Annotated in this window: 24 protein-coding genes; 6 read left to right on the forward strand and 18 right to left on the reverse strand. The window is 62.4% G+C overall.

Annotation, left to right across the window (positions count from 1 at the left end):
* The 3 genes from NITMOv2_RS21660 to NITMOv2_RS21670 all read right to left on the reverse strand — a co-directional run bounded on the left by NITMOv2_RS21660 (position 1) and on the right by NITMOv2_RS21670 (position 2,368).
* Positions 1-1,017 carry a PstS family phosphate ABC transporter substrate-binding protein gene (locus tag NITMOv2_RS21660; protein ID WP_053381806.1) on the reverse strand — a complete coding sequence of 339 codons (1,017 nt, stop codon included), beginning with the start codon at positions 1,015-1,017 and terminating at the stop codon, positions 1-3.
* A 258-nt stretch (positions 1,018-1,275) separates the two neighbouring features.
* Entirely contained in the window at positions 1,276-1,971 is a 696-nt protein-coding gene (locus NITMOv2_RS21665; RefSeq protein WP_053381807.1) for a response regulator transcription factor, read from the reverse strand.
* A 118-nt stretch (positions 1,972-2,089) separates the two neighbouring features.
* Entirely contained in the window at positions 2,090-2,368 is a 279-nt protein-coding gene (locus tag NITMOv2_RS21670) for a HigA family addiction module antitoxin (RefSeq protein ID WP_053381808.1), read from the reverse strand.
* 232 nt (positions 2,369-2,600) lie between these two features.
* Here NITMOv2_RS21670 and NITMOv2_RS21675 point away from each other — a divergent pair, with 232 nt between their 5' ends.
* The gene (locus NITMOv2_RS21675) at positions 2,601-2,960 is read left to right on the forward strand and encodes an HMA2 domain-containing protein (protein ID WP_053381809.1); all 360 of its coding nucleotides are present in this window, start codon (positions 2,601-2,603) and stop codon (positions 2,958-2,960) included.
* On the opposite strand, the gene NITMOv2_RS21680 is transcribed toward NITMOv2_RS21675, so the two are convergent.
* The 4 genes from NITMOv2_RS21680 to NITMOv2_RS21695 form a co-directional block, all read right to left on the reverse strand.
* Entirely contained in the window at positions 2,897-5,017 is a 2,121-nt protein-coding gene (locus NITMOv2_RS21680) for a heavy metal translocating P-type ATPase (protein ID WP_053381810.1), read from the reverse strand. The genes NITMOv2_RS21675 and NITMOv2_RS21680 overlap by 64 nt on opposite strands.
* Positions 5,018-5,118: 101 nt before the next feature.
* The gene (locus NITMOv2_RS21685; protein WP_053381811.1) at positions 5,119-5,694 is read right to left on the reverse strand and encodes an HMA2 domain-containing protein; all 576 of its coding nucleotides are present in this window, start codon (positions 5,692-5,694) and stop codon (positions 5,119-5,121) included.
* Positions 5,695-5,732: 38 nt separating this feature from the next.
* The gene (locus tag NITMOv2_RS21690; RefSeq protein WP_053381812.1) at positions 5,733-6,050 is read right to left on the reverse strand and encodes a DUF5132 domain-containing protein; all 318 of its coding nucleotides are present in this window, start codon (positions 6,048-6,050) and stop codon (positions 5,733-5,735) included.
* Positions 6,051-6,202: 152 nt separating this feature from the next.
* Positions 6,203-6,550 (reverse strand): DUF5132 domain-containing protein, encoded by a 348-nt coding sequence (locus tag NITMOv2_RS21695; protein ID WP_053381813.1) that lies wholly within the window; start codon positions 6,548-6,550, stop codon positions 6,203-6,205.
* Between the two features lie 142 nt (positions 6,551-6,692).
* On the opposite strand from NITMOv2_RS21695, the gene NITMOv2_RS21700 reads away from it, so the two are divergent.
* Positions 6,693-8,132, forward strand: coding sequence for a CYTH and CHAD domain-containing protein (locus NITMOv2_RS21700; protein ID WP_053381814.1), 1,440 nt, complete (start codon positions 6,693-6,695; stop codon positions 8,130-8,132).
* A gap of 306 nt (positions 8,133-8,438) precedes the next feature.
* On the opposite strand, the gene NITMOv2_RS21705 is transcribed toward NITMOv2_RS21700, so the two are convergent.
* The 6 genes from NITMOv2_RS21705 to NITMOv2_RS21730 form a co-directional block, all read right to left on the reverse strand.
* Positions 8,439-10,427 carry a PhoX family protein gene (locus NITMOv2_RS21705; protein WP_053381815.1) on the reverse strand — a complete coding sequence of 663 codons (1,989 nt, stop codon included), beginning with the start codon at positions 10,425-10,427 and terminating at the stop codon, positions 8,439-8,441.
* Between the two features lie 372 nt (positions 10,428-10,799).
* Positions 10,800-11,153 carry a hypothetical protein gene (locus NITMOv2_RS21710; RefSeq protein WP_053381816.1) on the reverse strand — a complete coding sequence of 118 codons (354 nt, stop codon included), beginning with the start codon at positions 11,151-11,153 and terminating at the stop codon, positions 10,800-10,802.
* A 726-nt stretch (positions 11,154-11,879) separates the two neighbouring features.
* On the reverse strand, positions 11,880-12,221 hold the full coding sequence (locus tag NITMOv2_RS21715; protein WP_053381817.1) for a hypothetical protein: 342 nt from the start codon (positions 12,219-12,221) through the stop codon (positions 11,880-11,882).
* A gap of 9 nt (positions 12,222-12,230) precedes the next feature.
* Complete coding sequence (locus tag NITMOv2_RS21720) at positions 12,231-12,737, reverse strand: hypothetical protein (protein WP_053381818.1); 507 nt, start codon at positions 12,735-12,737, stop codon at positions 12,231-12,233.
* Between the two features lie 94 nt (positions 12,738-12,831).
* Positions 12,832-13,581 (reverse strand): tetratricopeptide repeat protein, encoded by a 750-nt coding sequence (locus NITMOv2_RS21725; protein ID WP_053381819.1) that lies wholly within the window; start codon positions 13,579-13,581, stop codon positions 12,832-12,834.
* Positions 13,582-13,593: 12 nt separating this feature from the next.
* Positions 13,594-13,977, reverse strand: a complete 384-nt coding sequence (locus NITMOv2_RS21730; RefSeq protein WP_053381820.1) for a response regulator — start codon at positions 13,975-13,977, stop codon at positions 13,594-13,596.
* Between the two features lie 139 nt (positions 13,978-14,116).
* Here NITMOv2_RS21730 and NITMOv2_RS21735 point away from each other — a divergent pair, with 139 nt between their 5' ends.
* A complete protein-coding gene (locus NITMOv2_RS21735) occupies positions 14,117-14,695 on the forward strand; it encodes an OmpA family protein (protein WP_053381821.1) in 579 nt (192 codons plus the stop codon).
* Here NITMOv2_RS21735 and NITMOv2_RS21740 read toward each other — a convergent pair.
* Positions 14,685-15,458: an alpha/beta fold hydrolase gene (locus tag NITMOv2_RS21740; RefSeq protein ID WP_053381822.1), complete on the reverse strand. Its 774-nt coding sequence runs from the start codon at positions 15,456-15,458 to the stop codon at positions 14,685-14,687. The two genes, NITMOv2_RS21735 and NITMOv2_RS21740, sit on opposite strands and share 11 nt — an antisense overlap.
* A 268-nt stretch (positions 15,459-15,726) precedes the next feature.
* On the opposite strand from NITMOv2_RS21740, the gene NITMOv2_RS21745 reads away from it, so the two are divergent.
* From NITMOv2_RS21745 to NITMOv2_RS21755, 3 genes are read left to right on the forward strand one after another with little or no spacing between them, the layout of a single operon-like run.
* Positions 15,727-16,563, forward strand: a complete 837-nt coding sequence (locus NITMOv2_RS21745) for a UDP-2,3-diacylglucosamine diphosphatase (RefSeq protein ID WP_053381823.1) — start codon at positions 15,727-15,729, stop codon at positions 16,561-16,563.
* 44 nt (positions 16,564-16,607) lie between these two features.
* On the forward strand, positions 16,608-18,917 hold the full coding sequence (locus NITMOv2_RS21750) for an aminotransferase class III-fold pyridoxal phosphate-dependent enzyme (RefSeq protein ID WP_053381824.1): 2,310 nt from the start codon (positions 16,608-16,610) through the stop codon (positions 18,915-18,917).
* Positions 18,917-19,453 carry a methyltransferase gene (locus NITMOv2_RS21755; RefSeq protein WP_053381825.1) on the forward strand — a complete coding sequence of 179 codons (537 nt, stop codon included), beginning with the start codon at positions 18,917-18,919 and terminating at the stop codon, positions 19,451-19,453. The genes NITMOv2_RS21750 and NITMOv2_RS21755 overlap by 1 nt, the downstream gene beginning before the upstream one ends.
* A 16-nt stretch (positions 19,454-19,469) precedes the next feature.
* Here the strand turns inward: NITMOv2_RS21755 and NITMOv2_RS21760 are convergent, their stop codons facing one another.
* From NITMOv2_RS21760 to NITMOv2_RS21775, 4 genes are all read right to left on the reverse strand, one after another.
* Entirely contained in the window at positions 19,470-19,766 is a 297-nt protein-coding gene (locus NITMOv2_RS21760; protein WP_053381826.1) for a type II toxin-antitoxin system RelE/ParE family toxin, read from the reverse strand.
* A complete protein-coding gene (locus NITMOv2_RS21765; protein WP_053381827.1) occupies positions 19,767-19,982 on the reverse strand; it encodes an addiction module protein in 216 nt (71 codons plus the stop codon).
* 833 nt (positions 19,983-20,815) lie between these two features.
* Positions 20,816-21,385, reverse strand: coding sequence for a hypothetical protein (locus NITMOv2_RS24585; RefSeq protein WP_145976475.1), 570 nt, complete (start codon positions 21,383-21,385; stop codon positions 20,816-20,818).
* 14 nt (positions 21,386-21,399) lie between these two features.
* A complete protein-coding gene (locus NITMOv2_RS21775) occupies positions 21,400-22,413 on the reverse strand; it encodes a glycosyltransferase family 4 protein (protein WP_053381829.1) in 1,014 nt (337 codons plus the stop codon).

The following is a 22,413-nucleotide window of genomic DNA, read 5'->3' on the forward strand; positions in this document are numbered from 1 at the left end:
CTACAGGGCCGGCTCCAGCTTGACGATCTCGATGAGCGGCAGACCGGCCGCCGGTTTGGCCGCAAAGACGGTCCCGACGCGTCTCGCGCGGAAGTGCTCGGCGGCCATGCGATACACCTCCCCGGGCAACGGCACAAAGCCGACTTCGGTCGCCAACCGGCCCGCCGCGGTGAGGTAGGATTCGACGAATTGTTCCACCTCAGGGCGAGCCGCCGACTTCTCGTTGACATAGATCAGGAGCGGCCGCGACAGCGGCCGATAGGCGCCGTTCTCCACCGTCTCGCGGGACGGCAGGATCGGACCGTGCCCCGCATCGACGGGAATCGCCCGGAGCTGATGCTGATTGTTCTCGTAGTAGCCGTAGGGCAGATAACCCAACGCATACCGGTCCCGCATGATGCCTTGGACGAGTGTGTTGTCGTCCTCGCTGGCGGTATAGTCTCCCCGGCTCGCTTTGGCCTTCCCTACCACCGCCTCGGTGAAGTAATCGAACGTTCCGGAATCAGAGCCGGCGCCGAACAACTGGAGCGGCGCGTCCGGCCACTCCGGCCTGATCTGGTTCCAGCGAGTGACCGCGCGCTGCGCGGACGGTTCCCACATGCGTTTCAATTCCTCCAGCGTGATCCGATCGATCCAGGTGTTCCGCCGGCTGACCACAATCGTCATTGCGTCGTAGGCGACGGGCAGCTCGTGATAGCCCACGCCGTGTTGCCGGCACATCTCACGCTCGGCTGGCGCAATCGGCCGGGAGGCGTCTTGGATGTCGGTCTCTCCGCGGCAGAATTTCTTGAATCCGCCGCCGGTGCCGGAGATGCCCACCGTGATTCTGATGCGTCCCTGCTGCGCCAATTGAAAATCCTCCGCCGCCGCTTCGGTGATCGGAAACACCGTGCTAGAGCCGTCGATCGTGATCAACGGAACGGTCCGGCCCTTCCCCGAGGCCGCGACAACCCACGCCACATAGAGCGCGAGCAAGACCGCCGCCGCGTACGTCCATATCTTGGCTGTGGAGAACATTGTCGTCTGTCGGACGGCTCGCGGATTGAGAGAACGGCAAGATCGATATCAATTACCGTAACAGTGTTACGCGGTCACAACTGATCGGTTAACAGAGTGTTAACTTCCGATCGATCGGATCGGGAAAACCCTTGGCATCCAGCTTTGCGCACCCCTGCGACAGGGGAGTCATGCGCTGAACATCGTGAACGGAATTCCGCCCCGGATGCAGATGTAACTTGACCCCTGCATGGCCACGCGGTTCACTCGCCGTCACAATCATCCGGTCTTCAACTTGTAGCCCAATCCTCTGACCGTCACGATGAGCGTAGGCCGGGCGGGATTCCGTTCTATCTTGTGCCGGAGCGCATGGATGTGGACGTCCAGGGCATGTTCCTCAAGCGCATATCCCTCGCCCCATACTTTGTTCAGCATGTCGTCGCGTGAGAAGACGCGGCCCGGCGCCGCAAGAAAACAGCGCAAGATGGCGAACTCCTTTGTCGTGAGCGCAATGAGCCGTCCGTTCACCGTCACCTCGTGCCGGTCGAGATCCATCCGAACGCCTCCCGCAGCCAGCACGCGCGGCGGTTCGCGGTGAATCCGGCGCCGGCGAAGAAGCGCTCGAACCTTTGCGACAAGCTGCCGGCTGGTTTGGCCCACCACCAGATCATCGATGCCCGCTTCAAATTCTTGCACGTACTGGTCTTCGGAGCAGCGCGCGTCCATAGGCCAGACCGACACGAAGAGCGTGGGTGCGGAGTCGCCGGACCGCACCGAGGGCGGAGTCTCCAACGGCACATGCGGGCGGTCGATCAGGATGAGGGCGGGGTGGGCGCCATCCGGCTCGACGACTGCGTCCTCAAGCGTCGTCGCGATCCGGGCGTGATAGCCGGCCTGCGCCAAGGCCTTTCGAAGCTCCTCCACCGCCGCAGGATTGCGGGTGAGAATGACTACGCGCTCTGAGTCATCGGGCACCGTCCACCCCTCCGGCGAGCGGACCGGTACTGTACAGGGGTGGGAAGTACGGACGTTTAGGGCGGGATTAAGTTTCGGTTAACTGAAGACTGATGTGGCCCTCATCCCGCCGAAGCATTTACGCGGCGACCCGCAGGCGTTTCTTTCCGGCCTGCCGATCATAAGTCGCTTGAAGGCTCAGCCAGTATTGCTGGGTCGTCCGGCACAGGACTCCGAGCCGCGCGGCGATGTCCGGAGTCACGTCCCGTCTCCCATGGAGGAGATCAACCACCTCTTCATCGGAGAGGCCGATCGCTTGTGAAACGGCGGGCACAGTCCAGGGCGGCCAGGCCTCCCTGATATAGACCTCGGAAAGCACCTCTCCCGGATGGATGGCTTGGGCGCGCACTGGTCGCATTGGTAGCCTCCTTTCAGCTCAGGCTGTCTGGAGCTCCTAGCAGAGAGAGCCGGTCCGCCCAACTGGGGAACGCACTAGACCTGGGGAGGGGAAGTCGAGAACAGGCTGGATTTTACTCCGATTTAACTTCCCGATAGCGGAATTGTAATGCCGGATTTTTAGACTTGCGCTATAGAAGAAGCGGCAAGCCGAGGTACGGCTCCGACGGACCACACTACTAATAGGAGTGACTATGACCGATGTACCCTCCTACCTGCATGTGATGGACGGCCGATTGCGGGTGAAAGTGCCGGAAATCAAGCGATCGGTTCAGAAGGCGTTGCATGTCGAAGGAGTCTTGGCATCGCTCGAAGGGGTCATCCGTGTCACGGCGAATCCCACCACCGGGAACGTGTTGGTGCTCTTTCATTCCCATCTGTTGACGCATACGGCGATCATCCAGACGCTGAGGCAATCGGATTATCTTCGTACTCAGACGACCGTCACCTCCACCGTTCGGTTCACGGAACACATGGTCGACACCGTCTCTCATGCCATCGCCCGCTCCGTCGCGGAAGTGGTGATGGAACGCGCCCTTCTGGCTTTACTCTGAAGACCCGCTCCGTTGCTCCAGAGAGGACGGAGAGAGTTTCCCGTCGCCAGGATGGCGGAGCCGTTGCTCAGGAGCGTGGCGGCGCCCGGGCCCAATACGCCGAAGCACGCCAGCGCCAGCGCAACGGTGTTGGGCACGGCGATGATGTTCCAATTCTCATGAATCAGGTCCACCGCTTCCCTCGCGAGTTGAATGGCCAGCGGGATGTGCGCGAGATCTCCGTTCAACAACACGACGTGCGCGGTGTCTTGCGCGACGTCCGCCCCTCCCTTGACGGCGATCCCGATGTCCGCATGCGCAAGGGCCGGTGAATCGTTGATGCCGTCTCCGATGAAAGCGACCCGGTAACCGCGCTGTTGCAGGCTCTTCACCTCCTCCAGTTTCCGCTCGGGCAGCACGTCGGCCGCATAGCGTGTGATCCCCACGTGTTTCGCCACGTGCGCGGCGACGTCGGGATGATCCCCGGTCAGCATGACGATCTCTTTGACACCCAGATCTCTCAGGCTTTGGACGACCGACGCGGCTTCCGATCGAATCTGATCGGCATACCCGATCAATCCGATCACTCGGTGATCCATCGCGACGCAGACCGGAGACACCGCCTGCTCGCCGAACCTCGCCAGATCGCGCTGCGCGTCGTCCGGCACATCGATGCCCAGCTTCTTCATGTACCGCGTGCAGCCGACATGCACCACATAGCCGTTCACGTGCGACGTGACGCCGAGGCCGATGGAGTAGTCCGAGGACTTGCGTGAAGGGACGGCCAGCTTGGCGTCGGTCGCGGCCCGGACGATGGCCTGGGCCACCGGATGATTGAGCCGCTGCTCGGCCGCAGCCGCCAACGCGAGCACCTTGTCCCGGCCGGCGTTTCCATAGGCGCGGACCTCGGTCACTTCGGGGCGTCCGGTGGTCAACGTGCCCGTCTTATCGAGCACCACCGCGTCCACCGCCGCCAATTGCTCGAGCGCGCGGCCTCCCTTGAACAAAATCCCCTGCCGGACCGCCTTGGTCATCGTGGCGAGCACCGCCGTCGGCGCCGCGATGCGAATCCCCGTGCCGTAGTCGATGACCAACACCGACGCAGCGGCGCTGGCGCCCCCCGCCATGAGCCCGCGGGCGCCGGCCCCCATGAAACTGTAGGGCACCAGATCATTGGCCCACCGTTCGGCGTAGTTTTGGATCGCCGTTTCATGGGCCGGCGCGCCCTCCACCAGCCGGACGATCTTGGCCGCTTCCGTTTGATCGCCCACGCGCGAAGCGCGGATGTACAATTTGCCGTCATGAATGACCGTCGCGGCATAGACGGACGCGCCCGCCTCCTTCTCCACCGGCAGCGATTCTCCCGTCAACGCGCGTTGGTCCACGGTTGCCTTTCCGGAGAGCACGACGCCGTCCACCGGAATCCGGTCGCCGGGATACACGATCACGGTGTCCCCGACGGCGATGTTCGGAACCGGAAGCTTCACCTTCCGTCGACCCTTGACCACCCACGCGTACGACTCCTGGTAGGACAGGACCGATTCAACCGCCGCCTTGGCCTGGCTCACCGTGGCGTCTCGGATGTAGTCCCCCAGATTAATCAGCCAGACCATGAACGTCGCCATGCTGAACCGGCCCTGGAGTCCGAGCAAGGCGGTGGCGGAGGCATCCAGCACATCCACGGTCAAACGCCCTTCTTTCGCCAACGCCTCGTACGCCCGCTTCAACATGGGAAGGGCGCTGCCGGCCAGCAGCAAAGGCACCAAGACCGGGGCCAATGGCTCGCACAGCAATCCCAACGCGACTCCGGTGGAGGACAGAGACAGCTCAAACCAGGAGGAGTGTTGTGTCCCATTCGTCCCGGATGGCGTGTTCGCCACCGGCAGCCGCGCAATCTGCCGGGGCGTCAGCCCATTCAACCGCCGGCAGAGCTTCGCTCCCGTCCACGTGCCTTCTTCATAACACAGCGTGACACTGGCGCAGTCGGCGTTCGCCTCGGACTGTGTAATCCCTTGAAGCCCGCCCAGCCAGGCCGCCAATCCTTGTGCCAGATCCGGCTGATCTTTGATCCAGGGCACGCGCAGCCGGACCCTGCCCGGTGAGCGATGAATGATGTGGGTGGATGGGTGAAGGTGACGCGGGTGTATTGTGCGGGGCTGCTCTGTCGGGACCATTTCCTTCAATGCATGTCCTCCGTCCGGTGCTCTGCCCCCAATGGGAGAGGAGCAGGTGAGGGACGATTGAGCGCGAAGTAGGTACCGAACGCGAACCACAAATAGTCGTACCAAGACGGCAAGACGGTCTTCTCCGAAACCATCAAGCTGCGGAGGCCGAGCCCGGCCAGAAGGAGGGGCAGGACGATTCCCAGGTCCGCGCCGATCGTGCGCGTGAGCGCGGCGTTCAGATCCTTCACGGCCGATTCAAGTCCGGCGGCGATGGCGCCGTCCGTCGGTTCGGCGCCGTTGCCATGGTGCGACATGAGGCGGCGCAACTCGTCCGGGTCCAAATCGTTCAACGAGATTCCGAGAATACGCGCGACGGAGAACGGCAGCTCCATCGACTCCATGGCCGCTTCGTCGTAATCGAGCACCAGGCTGCCGGTGATCGGGTTGGCGGCCGCCGAATGGATGCCGGATACGGAGCGAAGTTGCGCTTCGATGTCCCTGGCCCGACGCTCATCGTGCTTGAGATCGTCGACTTTCAGCCGGATGCGACCCGGCGAGAGATGGGCCAACCGCACACCGATAGCCTGCACGTGGTGCCTCCTCGGTCAGTCTGTGACGGATTCTGTGCTTAGGAACGGGCGCGCCGGCGGCGTGTGCGGCCGGTGGCCGCCACGTACTCCTCTTCCGCGCTGTTGGTCTCGGCTTTCGCCCCGTTCGCCATCTCGGCCCGCGTTTCCGCGACGAGGTCGTTCAACTGTTCGCCCGCCTCGGCCACGCCTTCCCTCGCCGCGTCATAGAGGGTCAATCCGCCCCGGACCAACGCCTTGGCGAGCGGCCGTAAGCCGGACGCCATGGCGGGAATCACGGTGGGAGCGACCATCGCGACCCCGATGCCGATCAGCACGGTGGAAATCGGTCCTTTGGTGATGTCCTCGAAGAGCGCCATAGACAACCTCCTGGTTCAATGCAGAGGCGCCACTATAGGAGGTCTGTCATAAAGGCGCACTAGGAAAACCCCTGGTTATTAAAAAATTGATCGTTTCTTAATAAATGGACAGGGGTGTGCGTAGAAATTCAGGATGAGCACCGGCCGTCGACTTACGAACGGGCGCGCCGGCGGCGTGTGCGACCGGCCGCCGTACTTTCCTCTTCGCCTGTTTCATCTTCTCCATTCGCCATGGCCGGCTCCCGCCTCGTCGTGCGCCGCGCGCCGTTTCCCATTTCCGCCCGCGTTTCGGCCACGAGGTCGCTCAGTTGCTCGCCCGCCTCGGCCACGCCTTCTCTGGCCGCGTCGTAGAGTGTCACTCCTCCCTTTACAAGCGCCTTCGCCAGCGGTCTCAAACCTGAGGCGAGCGCAGGCAGCACGGTCGGCGCCACCATGGCCACGCCCAGCCCCACCAAGACGGTTGATACATTCCCTTTGCCGATGTCTTCGAACATTCCCATACGTCCCTCCTTTCAAGGATTCATTTCAAATTAATTTATGCCGACAGTGATGCCTACTGGCAGTGTCCCCTGTCCGAGCGGCGATTGACAAAAACCGGCCGGCTTCTTAGCCTTCACACACTCCACCCTGCGCGAGTCTTATATGGCGACCGGCGACTTGGAAACAGAGAAGAAGTTTCATGTGGAGATGGGATGGGCCCTCCCGCCCATTGAGGGGCAGGGACTGCCTCCACGCCGCTTCACCTCCACGTACTATGATACGGACTCGCGCAGGCTCGCGGTTCATGGCCTGACGCTTCGCTACCGCAGCGAAGCGCGACGGGGCCGCTGGCAACTGAAGATCCCGCGCACGGAAGGACGGAGGGAGTTGGAGTTTCGCGGAGCCGGCCGACGGATGCCCCGCGACCTCGTCCGATTGCTCTTGGCGTACCAACGCGGGCAGCGCATCCGGCCGGTGGCGACGCTTCGCACAAGCCGCATCGGCGTACGGGTACGGCAGCACGAGGGACAAGCCAACGTGCTGTTGGATGCAGTGGCGGTTCTGCGTGGCCGGAAGGTGGTCGAGCGCTTCTCCGAAGTCGAACTGGAACACCGGGGCATAGAGGACCCGGTGCTCGACGAACTGACACGGCGCCTTGAAGAGGCCGGGGCCGAGCCGAGCCCCTGCATGCCGAAGGTCTTTCGCGTCCTCGGCCTGCCGCTTCCGTCGTTCTCCACGATGCCCGATCCGGACGCGGGACCCGCTGAACATCTGAAGGCCGTGCTGCGGCGCCATGAACACCACCTGCTCATCCACGATCCCGGCACGAGGCTCGGCACCGACCCCGAGGATCTCCATCAGTTGCGGGTGGCGACCAGAAAGCTGCGGGCCATCTTCCGAGCGGCACGGCCCATGCTGTCGTTGGAATGGGCTGAAGCCCTGCGCGGTGAGTTGGCCTGGCTCGGGGACGCGCTGGGTCCCGCGCGCGACCTGGACGTGTTTCTCTCGCACCTGCTCCAGGAGACTGAGAATCTCTCGCCGGCCGAGCAGAACACGCTCGCGCCGCTGCGCGCGGCGCTCGAACGGGAGCGGAGTGAGGCGCAGACCGTGGTGGTACGGACGCTGGAACAGGAGCGCTATCTGCGGCTGCTGGAACGGCTGGAAGCCGCGGCGGAAGCGCCGGAGATCAAGAGCGTCGAAGTGTCCTTGGTGAATCTGGCCCGGAGCGACTACAAGAAGCTGAAGCGGGCGATGCAGGACTGTCCCGCCGATCCCGCTCCCGCGTGGCTGCACCGGCTCCGGATTCTGGGCAAACGGGCCCGCTATGCCGCCGAACTCGCCGAACCGGCGGGGGGCAAACCGGTGTCGCGGTTCATGGAGCAGGTGAAAGCTTTCCAGGATCTTCTCGGCGAGCATCAGGACGCCGCGGTGGCGGAGGCGCGGCTGCGCAAATGCGCGGGCGAGACGTCGGATCCTCTGACGTCATTGGTGCTCGGCCGATTGATCGAGCGCCAGTACGCGCGGCAACAGCGCGCTCGCGCGCGCCTGGCCGGCGTCTGGAAGAAGGTCAAGAAGCGCGGCAGGACCGCTTGGGAGGCGTGATGCCATCGCCTGCGCCGCGAGAACGCCGGACCTCGGTGTCGCAGCAGAGCGCCTGACGGTCATGTCGTACGGCGAAGCCCGGCCGCTCTGCCACGCGCCCACCGAGTCATGTTATGGGGACAATCGCCGCGGGCATCTCGTGGTCACGCCGTGAACGGAATTGCTCTTTTCGGCATCGTCGTCCGGCACTTCCCGGCCGCTGCTTCGAGCACCTATCGCGACGAGGGCGCGGGCGCCGGATGTCAGGCGCCCGCGTCACTGTGACCGCACGCGAAGACAGAACTTGGGTCCGTTCATCGGGATCCGTCAGCTACCGATTTTTCCTCCGTCGTCTTTTGTGATCACAATGCAGGCCGAGCGGGGCCGTCCGCCGGCCGGACCGTCGGGCCATGCGCTGAACTGCTTCGGGTTCGCGGGATCGCCGGGCAGGTCATCCGGCCGCTCGCCCGGATGTTGAATCCCGACGAACATGGTCCGCTCATCCGGCGTCATCATGACGCCGGTGACCTCGCACTGCTTCGGCCCGACCAGGAACCGCCGCGTCTCCCTGGTATGCGGGTCGACAGCCACCATCACGTTGTTCCCGAAACCGGCATAGGCGCCGGCATTGATCGTCGAAGTCGACACATCGGTTTGCACCCAGAGCCGGCCGCTGGGATCGACATAGATCCCGTCCGGCGAGCCGTACTTGTCGCCCACGATCGTCGAGCCGTGCGCCGGATTGGCCGGATCGCCGCACAGGGCGAAGACATCCCAGCCGAACGTCGGCTCGGTCCAATCGTGCCGATAGAACCAGCGAATCAGGTGCCCGTAGTTGTTGATCGCGCGCGGATTCGCGGCGTCCACCGGCGGTCGGGCGGAGCCGGCCGCCGTGCTGCCGTCCGGATTGTTGACCGACGGCGGGCTCGAGCCGCGCCGGCTGTTGTTGGTGAGCGTGGCGATCGCGGTGAGGGCGCGCGGGAAGGTATCGATCCATTCAGGCCGATCCATCATGGTGGCGCCGGCCGCGTCGGCCGCGCCGCGCGTGTTGATCAGGATGTCGTTGAGCGACCACCCCGCCAGCCGGGGATTGTCCGGGGTCAGCGGCAGCCATTCCCCCGTCCCGTCCGCATGGAACTTGGCGACGTAGAGAATCCCGTCGTCCAGCGGATTGATGCCCTGCGCGCGAGCCACGCGCCATGGCAGGTTCGAGACGTAGCGATAGATGTACTCGTTGCGCTCGTCGTCTCCCATATAGACGACGATACGACCGTTTCGCGCTTCCTGCACCCATGCGCCTTCATGTTTCATGCGCCCGAGGGCCGTGCGCTTCACCGGCGTGGATTGAGGTCTGAACGGATCGATCTCGACCACCCAGCCGAAGCGATTCGGTTCATTCGGCTCCTCGTCCGCTCGGAATCGCTTGTCCGTCGTGTGCCACAGATACCCGAACCCGGCGGCCGTGATGCCATAGCGGCGTTCGAGCAACGTCTGGGGACCGTTCTTGCGGAAGTAGCCGTTGAAATTCTCTTCGCAGGCCAGGTATGTGCCCCAGGGCGTGAAACCCATCGCGCAGTTGTTCAACGTACCCAAAACCCGCCGGCCGGTGGGGTCCTCGCTGGTGACCAAGCGAGGGTCGCCGGCCGCCGGCCCGCCGATTTCGATGGGGGTCATGCCGGTGATCCGCCGGGCAAACGGAGACGGCCGAACGACATCCCACTGCCCGCGGCGGCGCCGCCGGTCCCAGGGAAAGCCGGTTCGCTTGGTCACCTCGATGATCGACACGCCGTGCGCGTTGAGCGACTTGTTGGTCTTTTCTTGATTCCAATTCGCCACGCCGTCAGGGAACAGGAGTCCGTCGTCGGTGTACTCATTGTTCTGCACGAGCAGGCCGCGTTGCGACCCGACGAAGGGAAAATAGACCAGCCCGTCGTTATGCATGCCCCATTGCTGCGCCTGTTCGGCGGCCGTATTGCTCGCGTCCTGCTTGAACACCGGCCCGTTGGAAACCGGATCGCCCCAGGCGATCAACACCTCAGCCGTGTAGCCTTTCGGCACCACGACCTCGTCGGCCGTCGATACAGGCACGCTCTCGAACCCGAGCACCGGTCGCTCGCCCCGGCTCTCCGTATCCTCCTCCGCCGACGCAGGAACCGCTCTCAACAGCGCCTCGACACCGCCGAGTGAGAGGGCCGCAGCAGCCGCCAGTCCCCCGGTAAGCAGATTTCTCCGCGATAGGCGGGCGTCGAGGACCTCTTGAAAATGTTCGTTCCCTGACTGGTTGCACTCATTCTTGTCATCATCGATCAGCGACATACGAATCTCCCTTGGATGAAGGTGAACAAATACATCTTGCTTGTGGACGCGCGCTGCGTCACGGCAACGGGCACAGATACGCGATGCCGGAGCCTGCGTTCGGGATTGCGGAGGAATCATGAGACCGCGCGGAGGAGACTGCAGTCCTCCTTCCTAGCCTGTCTCGCCCACATCCCGTGCGCGGTAGTTTTGCAAGGAGCGGTTACGGGCGACTCTGAACGGGCTCAATAATGCGTAACGGACCGGTTAAGAAGTGGTGAGAGAGAAAGGACGTTTCGGCAAGTTCTCCGCGAGAGGCATACGGCTCGTGAACGCCGCTGTCCAGTTCGACTCGCTATCGGTGAGAGCAATCGCCGGCCCCTCGTGTTCTGCTCAACCCTCTAAAAGCCGTCGAATGAACGAGACCACCGGCTGGGCCTTAGTTTCATCGAAGTACCCCGCCGTCATCCCGCGCTGGAGTAGGACGAGAGCCTCACCGGCATACTCCCTTCGCGCCTCATGGTCAGACTTCTCCGCCGCATTCACAGATTGATCGAGAAAAAACACGATGTCGTGGAGATCTCGCTGAATGGAGTCCTGCCGGCTATGCCAGTGACGGCTTTCTTGAGCGGCCTGTTTCAACATCCGCTCGGCATGCCCGACCACGTCCTCGGCCACCATGCCCGCCGGATTCAGAAGCGAGATGGCCTGAAATAAGACGACCACGCGGATCAGGATCGACTTCAAGAACTGCCCCCCTTACAGACTCGTCCTGAAGATCGGTAACTCCGTATGATCAGACCGAACAAACGTGTCGTGAATATCAAGAAGACTCACCGTTCTCTGCTTCTTGGTTCGGCCTAGTCTCGGCGGTCCTCAGGCGAACGCGGTATTCCGTCCAGAGCGTCCGCCGTGCTTCCTCGTCACCCACGGCAGCCGCTTTCAGGAGCGTGCGCCGGTACTCGAGTTCCGGATCCTTGTAAGCACTCATCGCGATGACCTCACAGGTTGCCACTTCCTGCAGCCTACTCGATCACACCGCAACCCGGCATTACGTGTGTGTTGCTTCGGCGTTAAATCTTCCGGCCAGCAATCGAAGGCTCTTTGAGCCATGTGCGGTGTGAGCATCATTCACACGAGCAAGCCGGTCGTACTCACATGCAGTGAAGAGCGAGCAGCATGATGACGAGAACTGGCATATGGGCTCGGCGGATCGCACAGCCTACTGCTAAGAGACCTGGGGCAAAGAGCAAAGCGGCTCCAGGCAGGGGCACTGCGGCGGGATACGCTCAGCAGGCTTTGATTGGTGGTTACATGGATTTCAATGGGACCGGTCAATTCTATCGGAGTCGCGTACGAGGCACCGAGCGTAAGAGGACCAAGAAACGCCCCAAGCACTAACAGGGCTAGCGACGATCTTCCCGCCGGAGATGCCTTGCTCATGTCACACCCCGCCCTTTCGCCGTATATAAATCAGCTCGTGCCGTCGTATCGAAAGCCCTGAGCCGGATTGCTCCCATCATAATAATAGTACGTGCCGACGACGTGACCGTGGTTATTGATGTCGAGGACGCCAGTACTCGCGGCACCCGGATAAGCCAGTGGCGTAAAGGTTCCGCCCGATGCCACAAAGGCCTGACCGGGCGATGCTGATCCGCCCACCATCTGGCCAGCATTGTTGATTCCAGCCAGGGCGGTGACCATGGCGCCCGGCGCATCGATCGGCGTATAGGTGAACTGCCATGCGAATACGTTCTGGCTGAATGCGAATAGGAGTGGCACGACCGTGAGGAGAACGATCTTGATCTGTGGCATCACACCCTCCTAGGGATCATGACGTTGGGCGCGCCGTAAGGCCACCACAAGGATGCTCAGACCCGTCGAAAACAACGTGAGCGCCGCCGGCAAGGGCACGGGGGCCACGGCGGTACTTTCCAAGGTCAGGGATGAGCCGGAGATAGTGCCGGCGAGAGACGAAGACGTTAGGCCGGAAATCGTTCCGCCCGTCAGGTTCACCGTGCTTGAACGGAGTGTGATCGTGCCGGCTTCGATTCCGGTTTCCGGCGCGATGATGGGCCGGTCGGTGCTGCTCGACAGGCTGAAGTTGCCGAACGCATCCCGCATCCCGCCAAGCGAGAGGTTCGAGGAGCCGTCGCGAACGATCACGATCCCCGAGCCCGCATCGAGCGGGCTCAGCAAAGGCAGTCTGTCGGGCGAGGCCGGGCTGCCGGCTTGAATACTCAGGATCTGGACCGGCTCGATCACTGCGGCATGAGTCGGAACAACGCGCAGACAGAATACCGCGATACAGACACCAGTCCGCCACCACATAGCTCGTCCTTTCTCCTACAGGATTGTCATGATGCGGCGAGCATGATATTGAGGGAAGCGAGGTGGGGCCAGTTAAGATTGTGTTACAGAAGGCTTAACGGCCGGTCGCTTCAGCGCCCTTCGAATCGGCGATTTCCCTCAACATCCGCTCGGCTTGCGGCTTGTACTCCCGTTCCCACGTATAGGCGTAGTGCGGGCGCTCGGCGTGGATCACGGCCTCGAGCTGGCGTCTCGCTTCGTCGATCCGGCCTTGTTTCCGATACAGCTGAGCCAGGAGCAGGCGCGCCTTGGTGTAGTTGCCGTCGGCCGCGATCGCGCGCTCCAAATACTCTTGCGCTTTCTTGTCGTCGCCGCCGAGAAACCACGGCAGCTCAATCAGCATGCCGCCCATAAACTGGAGCACCTGGGCGTGTTTCGGATTCAGCTCGATGGCTCGCAGGGCGCAGGTTTTCATCTCTTGGACGACCAGCGCGGCGTTCGTGACGCCTTTGAGCCGCGCGGCGCTGCCGATGTTGATCGCGTGGAAGAAATGCGCGTCCGCGCTCGACTCGTCCATCTCAAAGGCCCGCTTCGCCGCCTGGGCCCCTGCCTCATAGGCCTCCAGCCGTTTCGCGGCGTCCGTGAGCCAGTCATCCGCGAGATCGAAATAGGCCTCCGCCAGCCGGACCAAGAGAGCGGGAGACGGCACGCCTTCCCGCACCCGAATCAACAGGGCTTGCAGGTCGCTTTCGAGCGACTGCGGATAGCCGGCCGGCATCTCGTTGCGTTGGGCGACGGCGTCGTAGACCGAGCCGGCGCCGAGGAGCGTGGCGGTGAACAGCGCGATAGCGACCCACACCTTCATGGCGCTCGAACGTTACGCCCCCACCGTTTCGTCGAGCGCCTGCTTCACCGCTTGCAGCAGCGTCCCGACCTCGAACGGTTTTTGCAGAGCGCCGTGCGCGCCCACGTGCTTGGCGACATCGAGAAACTTCGATCCGCCGGCGAACGAGCCGCCTCCGGACATGGCCATGATACGCGTCTTGGGATACCGCCGGCGGAGGTCCGGGATACGCTCGAGGCCGTTGCACTCGGGCATCAGGATATCGAGGATCATGAGGTCGATCGGCTCGTTGGTAAGATATGCAGCGGCGTCGCCCATTGTTCCCGTTTCCCGTACTCTGTAGCCCTCTTCTTGGAGGACGAGTTGCATGAGCACGCGAATGGCGGGCTCGTCGTCCACGATCAGAATGGTCGCCATGATCTCCTCGACACTGACAGCCGGAGCATAGCGCCGCCGTGTTTCACGAATGTTTGGCGAAAGTTAACATCAGCTTGAGGATGCTGTAAGCATGGATCGCCATACAGGTGTCCACGGTCACCACGGAGGTCTGCATCACATGGCTTCGCGCCTCATCTACCTGCTCGCCGTCGGCCATCTTTTGGTATGGAGCGCGGCCTGCTCACAGCAGGCGCTCCGTGCGGATGGAGACGATTGGCCCGTGATATCCGGCGCCACGATGAGCGACGTGCCGCTTCGCGGCATTGAGCGGATCGAGCCCGACGCGCTGCTCGCGGAAGTCGATCCGAAGCTCGCCGCACGCCGGATGCAGGAGACTCACGAACTGGAAGAACAGGTGCGTTCAGCCGATCTCCATGACGTCTTCTTCGCCTACGACAGCTCGCTCCTGGATGATGAAGGCATGCTCATGCTCTCGGCCGATGCCAAGTGGCTGCTGAGACACGGTAACGCCAAACTCCGCATCGAAGGGCACTGCGACGAGCGCGGGAGTTCGGCCTACAATTTCGTTCTGGGCGAGAAGCGGGCTTTGGCGGTCCAACACTATCTGCTGGAGCTGGGGGTACCGGAAGAGCAGTTGACGGTCTTGTCCTACGGCGAGGAGCGGCCTTTCTGTAGCGGGCACACGGAAACCTGTCACCAGCAAAACCGCCGGGGCCATCTGGTCGTCACCCGCTGACCAACCGATGCACACCGGCATGCCGCCCGGCTGACTGCCGGTGTCGTGCTTCCACGTCAGCCACAAATCGGCGGATGATGGCTCCCGCCGGGCCGGCGTTTTTGTAGAGCGCGAAGTGGCAGCCCTCGATCATCCGCACCTCCACCGACGGCCGCACCCGTTTCATTTCGTCCACGTTCCGCCCCGGCACGACCCCGTCGTTCGTGCCGGCGAGGCACAGCACCGGCTGAGGACACCGGCGAAGCAGGTCCCGCGCATCGACCTCCAGCAACGTGCGGATGCGTGCCGCGACCATACGGGCGCTCACCCGCTTCCACGTTTCCGCCTTGTCGAGCCTGAATTGATCGACAGGACCATGAGAGAGCCAGACAGGAATCCGCCGGCAGGCTCGCAGCATCCATATCGCCGGGGTGACGGCGGCGAACTTGAGACGCGTATACGTCGGTCGCGGGGCTGTCACAAATGTCGTGGACAGGACCACACCCCGGATTTTATCCGGCTCTGCGCAGGCGGCCATCAGCGCTAACGGGCCGGCGAATGAGGAGCCCAAGACATAGCAGTACGGGATGTCGGCCAGCGCCGCTCTCACGAGGCTGAGCAGCGCGGGATAGTCGTTCACGCCTTCCGGCGGGAAATGGACGACCCGCGGCTCAATCCAGTCCGGCAGCGCCGCAATCAGCGGGCGGAAGAAGACATCGGTGCCGTCGAGTCCGGGCAAGAGGACCAACGCCGTGGGCTGTCGCAATGGAGCGCCGGCTGCCATGGGATGGCATCTTGAAACAGCGCTAGACGACGGTCAATGAGGGAACGCGCCTGTAACGCAATCTTAACTTCGATGACACGCGACGCGGCGCTTTTTGTCCGTCTTTCCGTAGAACGTCCTTTATTAAGGATCTGTCCCGCTTGTCACACCCTTTTCATCCAAAGTTCACACGGATGTCGGCCGTCCGTTATCCGCCCGAAACAGTGCGGCCTTACACTTCCTCACGTGATGTCGGCTCGTGTCGCACCGAACACGGAGGGTAGACCGGTTGAGTAAAGCCGCCGGATCGCGCTTATTCTCGTACCGCACGGTGTGGATTTCCGATGTCCATTTGGGCTTCCGCGGCTGCAGCGCCGACCATCTCCTGAGCTTTCTCCGCTCGGTCGAATGCGAGTATCTCTACCTCGTCGGCGACATCATCGACATCTGGGAAATGAAGAAGCGGATGTTCTGGCCGCAATCGCACAACAACGTCGTGCGGACCATCCTCGGCAAGGCCAAGCACGGCGTCAACGTCGTGTACGTGCCGGGCAATCACGACGAACTGCTGCGGGACTTCCACGACATGACGTTCGGCAACGTCCATATCGTCGAGGAGGCCATCCATACCAACGCCGACGGCCGCCGCCTGCTCGTCACGCACGGCGACAAGTTCGACAGCGTGGTCCGGTGCTCGCGCGCGATGGCCATGCTGGGGACCCGGCTCTACGACTGGCTGCTCAAGGCCAATTATGTGGTGCATGGGGTCCGGCGGCGGTTCAATCTGCCCTACTGGTCGCTGGCGGGCTTCCTGAAACACAAAGTGAAGAACGCCGTGCAGTTCATCAGCAACTTCGAAGCAGCCGTGGCGTATGAGACGGCCCGGCTCGGGGTCGACGGCGTCGTCTGCGGCCATATCCACCGCCCGGAGATCACCAAGCTGAACGACGTCATCTACTGCAACTGCGGCGATTGGGTCGAAAGCTGCAGCGCCCTGGTGGAGCACCACGACGGCAGTCTCGAACTGATCCGGTGGGCGGACACCGTCGCGAGCCTCAAGCGCACCCGCTTCGTGAAGAGCGATCGATTGACGCTGTATCCGGACGACGATCTGGTCGTCGCATGACCGCGCGGCCTGAGCGGCGCGCCGATCCGTGAAAGGAGAGTCTCATGTTTGACGAGATCGTGCAGCGTTGGAGCGAATACGCGGCAACCGTCGCGCGAGCCTGCGGATTCGAAGGGGCGCAGGCCGGAATTGTGATCGGGTTGTCCGTCGTGGCGGGGGCGGCGCTCCTCTACGCACGGCGGCTCATGCGGGCGCTCCTGACGCTCAAGGCCAGATCGTGGGCTCCCGCCGTCTCTCGAATGCTTTCCACATGGGTCAAGCGGAACGACTACACGGGAGAGGATTTCTTCCGAGCCGACGGCGCGGACCAGGCGACCGTGACGCGGCGGCAACAGGCGCTCGCCCGCCTCGCGGCTCATTTTCAGGGGACGTATCCGCAATCCATCGCCTGGGGGAACGCCATACGGGAGGGCCTCTCCGATCTGCGGTTTACGGACGCGGGCCGCGTCCCCTTTCCCTTCGCGCGCGCCATGCGGGAGCAGTTCAACCTCTGTTCCGTGGTCACCGACTCCGACGGACCGATGCTGCGCGACCTCGACGGCCACTGGTCGCTGGACGTCACCGGCTCCTACGGCGTCAACGTCGCCGGGTACGACCAGTACAAAGAATGGATGCAGCGCGGCTGGGAACGGGTCAAGGGCTTGGGGCCGGTGCTGGGCCCGCTGCATCCCCTCGTCGCCGAGAACATCGCCATGCTGAGGTCCATCTCGAAGCTGGACGAAGTCTCGTTCCACATGAGCGGCACGGAAGCGGTGATGGCCGCGGTCCGGCTGGCGCGGTTCAACACGCGCAGGAAACTGATCGTGTGCTTCGCCGGCGCCTATCACGGCTGGTGGGACGGCGTGCAGCCGGGGCTGGGCAGCGAACGGGAGATCAACGACTGCCTCACACTCAAGGACGTGCATCCCGCTTCTCTCGCCGCCATCCGCCGGATGAAACATGACATTGCCGGCGTCGTCGTCAATCCGATTCAATCCTTCCACCCCAACTCGCCGCCGCCGAGCGATGCGATCCTCTTGACCAGCGACGTGCGCAAGACCCAGGACGCGCACGCGCCCTATGCGCAGTGGCTGCGGCAGTTGCGGGCGGTCTGCGCCGAGTGCGACATCCCGCTGATCTTCGACGAGGTCTATTCGGGCTTCCGCCTCGCGCCGGGCGGCGCGCAGGAGTATTTCGGCGTGCAGGCCGACGTGGTCGTCTACGGCAAGACGGTCGGCGGCGGCATGCCCATCGGCGTCTGCTGCGGCAAGAAGGAGTTGATGCGGCGCTTCGACCCTGACCATCCGATGCGGCTCGCCTACGTCATCGGCACCTTCTCAGCCCACCCGCATGTCATGGGCGCGATGAACGAATTCTTGCGCTGGGTGACCAGGCCGGAAGCCCAGCAGCGCTACGACGAGGCGAATCAGCGCTGCGCGGAATGGGCGGCGGACGTGAATCGCGCGTGCGCGACGCGCGCCTTGCCGGTCCGCGTGGTCAATCTGGCGACCGTCTGGACGATCCTCTTCCAGCAGCCGGGCCGGTACAACTGGCTGCTGCAATACTACCTGCGGGCGGAAGGCGTCACCCTCAGCTGGGTGGGCACAGGCCGCTGCCTGAGCAACATGGCGTTCACGCAGGCACACTACGACGCGCTGCAGGCGAAGCTGGTCGCCGCAGCCTCCCGCATGCTGGTGGACGGCTGGTGGCTCGACGGGCTGGACCAACCGGAACGGAGGAAGGCGATGAAGTCACGATTGATGTGGGAGATGATCGGCAGCCTCGTGCAAGTGCCCAGACCGCTCAAGACGTTTTACGCCGACGTCATGCGGCGCAAACACGACGACCACGTGGCGTCGCACAGTCATCCGCTGAATCAATTGTTCCACCTGCTGAGCTCCAGCGTGTTCATCTATTGCTACGTCCTGATCTTCACCGATCTCACGACGGCCGTCACGGCGAGCCTCGTCGCGCTCTTCGTGCGGCAGTTCGGCCATGCGATCGTGGAGCCGCCCTGCCATGACAAGGAAGAGCTGCTGCTCGGCTTCAATACGCCGAACAAGACGATGATCGTCTCGGCCTACTGTCTGATTCCGCTCGCCAACATGCTGGCGGCCGAAAACTGGTCCCTCGCCACCTTCATGGAGAAGTGGCCGGCCATCGCCCAGCAGTGGTGGGGCTTGACGCTGGTGGTGGTGCTCGGCCGCGTGGCCTATCTGGCTTGGCTGCACGACTTCCGGATTTCCATGATTTGGTTCGTGAAGCTGATCACGGATCCTTTCACGGACATCAAAGCCTACCTGCCCCGCACCGCGAGCGGGTGGCGGGCGTTCCTGCCGCCGTACGCGTTGGATCAGGCCACGCACAAACATTGATGACGGTCTGGACTCTGCTGACGGCGGCCAGCGTGCTGAGCCTCGAGCGGCTCTGGTATGCCTGGGTCTGGTATCACCCGGACTCGTTCCGCCGGTTCTGCTCGAAACCGGCCGTCGCCGTCTTCGGCGAGCCGGTCGACGTGCTGCGGAACTTCTTTCTGTGCTTCAAGACGCTGCAGTTGGCGGTGTTCCTCGGCTGGTGCTATCTCTACGGCGGCGGCAACATTCTTCCGCCCGGCGAGGACGGACCGTGGATGGCGGTCGGAGGCGCCTTGATCGCCGTCGGTCAAGCGCTCAACGTCGGCGTGTTCGTGCAATTGGGCAAGATCGGCGTCTTCTACGGCAACAAGCTCGGCTATCAGGTCCCCTGGTGCAACGGCTTTCCCTTCTCCCTGATGCCCCATCCCCAATACGTCGGCGCGGTGCTCTCCATCTGGGGCTTCTTCCTCACCACCCGCTTTCCCCACGACGATTGGTACATCCTGCCCATCTTACAAACCGGCCAGTACGCGCTGGGGGCCTATCTGGAGCAGTAGGTATGCGTGATCTCGATTATTGAGCGCGCTCCAACCACGTGTCGGGATGCCGGTGTCCGTGAATGACCCCTATCACGCTGATCGTCGATGAGTACACTTTGTAATAAACGGCGTAGGGAAAGCGCCGCACCAGCACCCGGCGGAGACGACCTCTAATAATGGGATGGCGCAACGGAGAATCCTCGATCGCGGTGATCACCTCATCGACCGCGTCGAGGAACTGCCTGGCAGCGGCCGGAGACCGTTCGAGATACCAATCGAACGCGGCGCTGATTTCAGTTCTGGCGATCTTTCGAACTCGAACCCGGCGCACCTACTTGAGCTTCTTTCGGAGGTCGTCTCTGATGACTGACCAGGCGTCTCCTGAGTCCGGCGCCGAGTCCGCTTCCAGCTCGCGACGGTCCAATTCGGCTGCTACATCGGCCGTGATCGGAGCAGCAAGCGCGGGATCGAGGCTGTCCCACAGCTTCCCCATCAGCTCAATGCGTTCTTCAGCGGTCAAATCGTCCAAAGGGATCGGATTACTCATAGAACAAGTATAGGCACTTCGTTATAGAGCTGCAACTTGCCACGCTGACCGAACATCAGGGGATACGTTTGCAGACTTTCCTCATCGGTTTTCTTCAAAGGGCTCCAGCAGCGACACAAACCGCTCGGTCCAGTTCCGCCAGGAACGAGTGGCCAACCCCCTTCGCTTGGACCTTCGTCTCTATGTCCTGAGCCTGCGGAACGCAGACAAGCAGAGACTAAGACCGGTGGAAAAGAGCACAGTGCCGGATGGCAAAGGCACGGGGGTTACCGAACTAATATTCCCTGCAACCATAGAAGTACTTGGAACTTGAGGATACGGGGCGTCGTCGGTGAATCGGAGCGTAAACCACTTGGTTCCGAATGCAGACGAGGGTGGAAGGGGTCCAAGCGCCGTACTATCAAGTGCCAGTCCGGAGAAGTCTTGCAAACTGAGAGTGAAGGCAAAGGGGTGACTTCCGTTGAGCGGTAAACCTGTTGTAGGGCTTCCCATCGAAAAAACGTCGCCAAGGCTGGTGTTACCGACCTGGATATCTCCAGGACCACCGGTTACGGAATAAGAACCAAATGAAAGGCTGAGCTGTGTAACGGCGCCATTGTACTGTCCACTGATTGGGTCCAAGGAAACATTAACGGTTGAAGTGTCATAGGTAAATGATCCGCTCATGCTTTGTCCAACAGTGAAGGGATGCGGCCCACTGCCGGAAAGACCGGTCACGTTCCCCTCAAAACTATACGTGATCAGAGCGGCCCGTGACTCTTGAAGCGGCACGAGCCCCAGTAGCAGGAACAGCGAGGCATACGAGGCACGGTACGGTTTCAGCGGGTGTTTTATCATGGAGCGCAAAGGAAGAGCTTAGGCGGAGGCACCGGGGAGACGTTGGCCAAAAGAGTTTCTTCCTTTAAATATGACCTGGCGCTCGCGAGGTCTCGGCGGAGATCGACCGTACCATCCTCGGCATAAACGAAATCGCCGAGGTAGACCGCTCGTCCAGCAGGCACTTCGAACGCCCAAGTCTTTCGCGCCTGAGCGCTATTGAACCCGCTATACACATAGTGACCCGGCTGAACATCAAACATGAAATATTGTCGTGTCCCGACAATAGCTGTGATGGACGCTTCCATTCTATTGAACCGCCAGCAGCTTCCAGTGATAGACTGATTTCGAGCGTCGTATTCATCTAGCGCCACGGTTAAGCCCGGGAAACTCCATCTCCCTTCGATACCTATTCCGTAAATGACGAGAGCGCGGCCATGTTTCGGCGTTAGCTTCTCAAACGTGTTGATTGAAACTGGAGTCACATCATTGAGCAGTAAACATCCGGAGCAAGCGACAGCCGTGGCGATAATTGCCGCTACTTGAAGCATCCGATTTGAGACATATCGGGTTATGGTCGTTTTCATTCTACGTTGACCCTTCATCCCCATCGATCCTCGCTAAACGGCTCCAGCAGCGACACGAAGCGCTCGGTCCAGTTCCGCCAGGAATGCCGGCGCGCATAGGCCACGCAGTCGGCCGGGTCGAGTTTGAGCGCGCCGAGCACGGCCTGCTTGAGATCCTCGTGCAGCACGCCCGTCTTCCCGTTCTGTACCACGTCGATTGGTCCGGTCACGGGATAGGCCGCGACCGGCACACCGCAGGCCATGGCTTCGAGCAGCACCAACCCGAACGTATCGGTCAGACTGGGAAACACGAACACATCGGCGGCGGCCAGATGCGCGGTCAACTCCCGTCCAACCTTCTGGCCGGTGAACATGACGTGGGGATAGCGCCGGCGCAGCAGTTCCAAGTCAGGGCCGTCACCGACGACGTACTTGGAGCCCGGCAGGTCGAGATTCAAGAACGCCTCGATGTTCTTCTCGACCGCCACGCGGCCCATGTACATCGCGATCGGCCGCGGTCCTGCAAGAAACGACTTGGGACCCGGATGAAACACCTCTGCATCCACCCCTCGCGCCCAAATCGCCAGATTGCGGAATCCGCGTGCCTCCAGTTGACGCTTCATCGAATTGGTCGCCACCATAGTCCTCGTGGCGCGGCTGTGGTAGCGGCGCAGGTACGCGTAGGACCAGGCGATCGGGAGCGGAAACCGGGCGCGCACGTACTCCGGAAACTGGGTGTGATACGACGTCGTACAGGGCAGCGACAGCCTGAAGCACAAGGCCGTGGCCGCATGGCCGAGCGGCCCTTCGGTGGCGATATGGATCGCCTGGGGACGAAATTCCCGTAGCGCGCGGGTCACGCCTCTTCGGGGAAACACAGCGAGGCGAATCGACGGATAGGTCGGGCAGGGATACGTGCGGAAGTCGAGCGGCGTGATGAAGCGCACCTCGTGCCCCAGGTCTTTCAAATGCGCGCCGGTCTGTCCGAGGGTGCGTACGACGCCGTTGATCTGCGGGTGCCACGCATCGGTGACGATGGCAATGCGCAT

The sequence above is a fragment of the Nitrospira moscoviensis genome (genome assembly GCF_001273775.1).
GTDB lineage: Bacteria > Nitrospirota > Nitrospiria > Nitrospirales > Nitrospiraceae > Nitrospira_D > Nitrospira_D moscoviensis.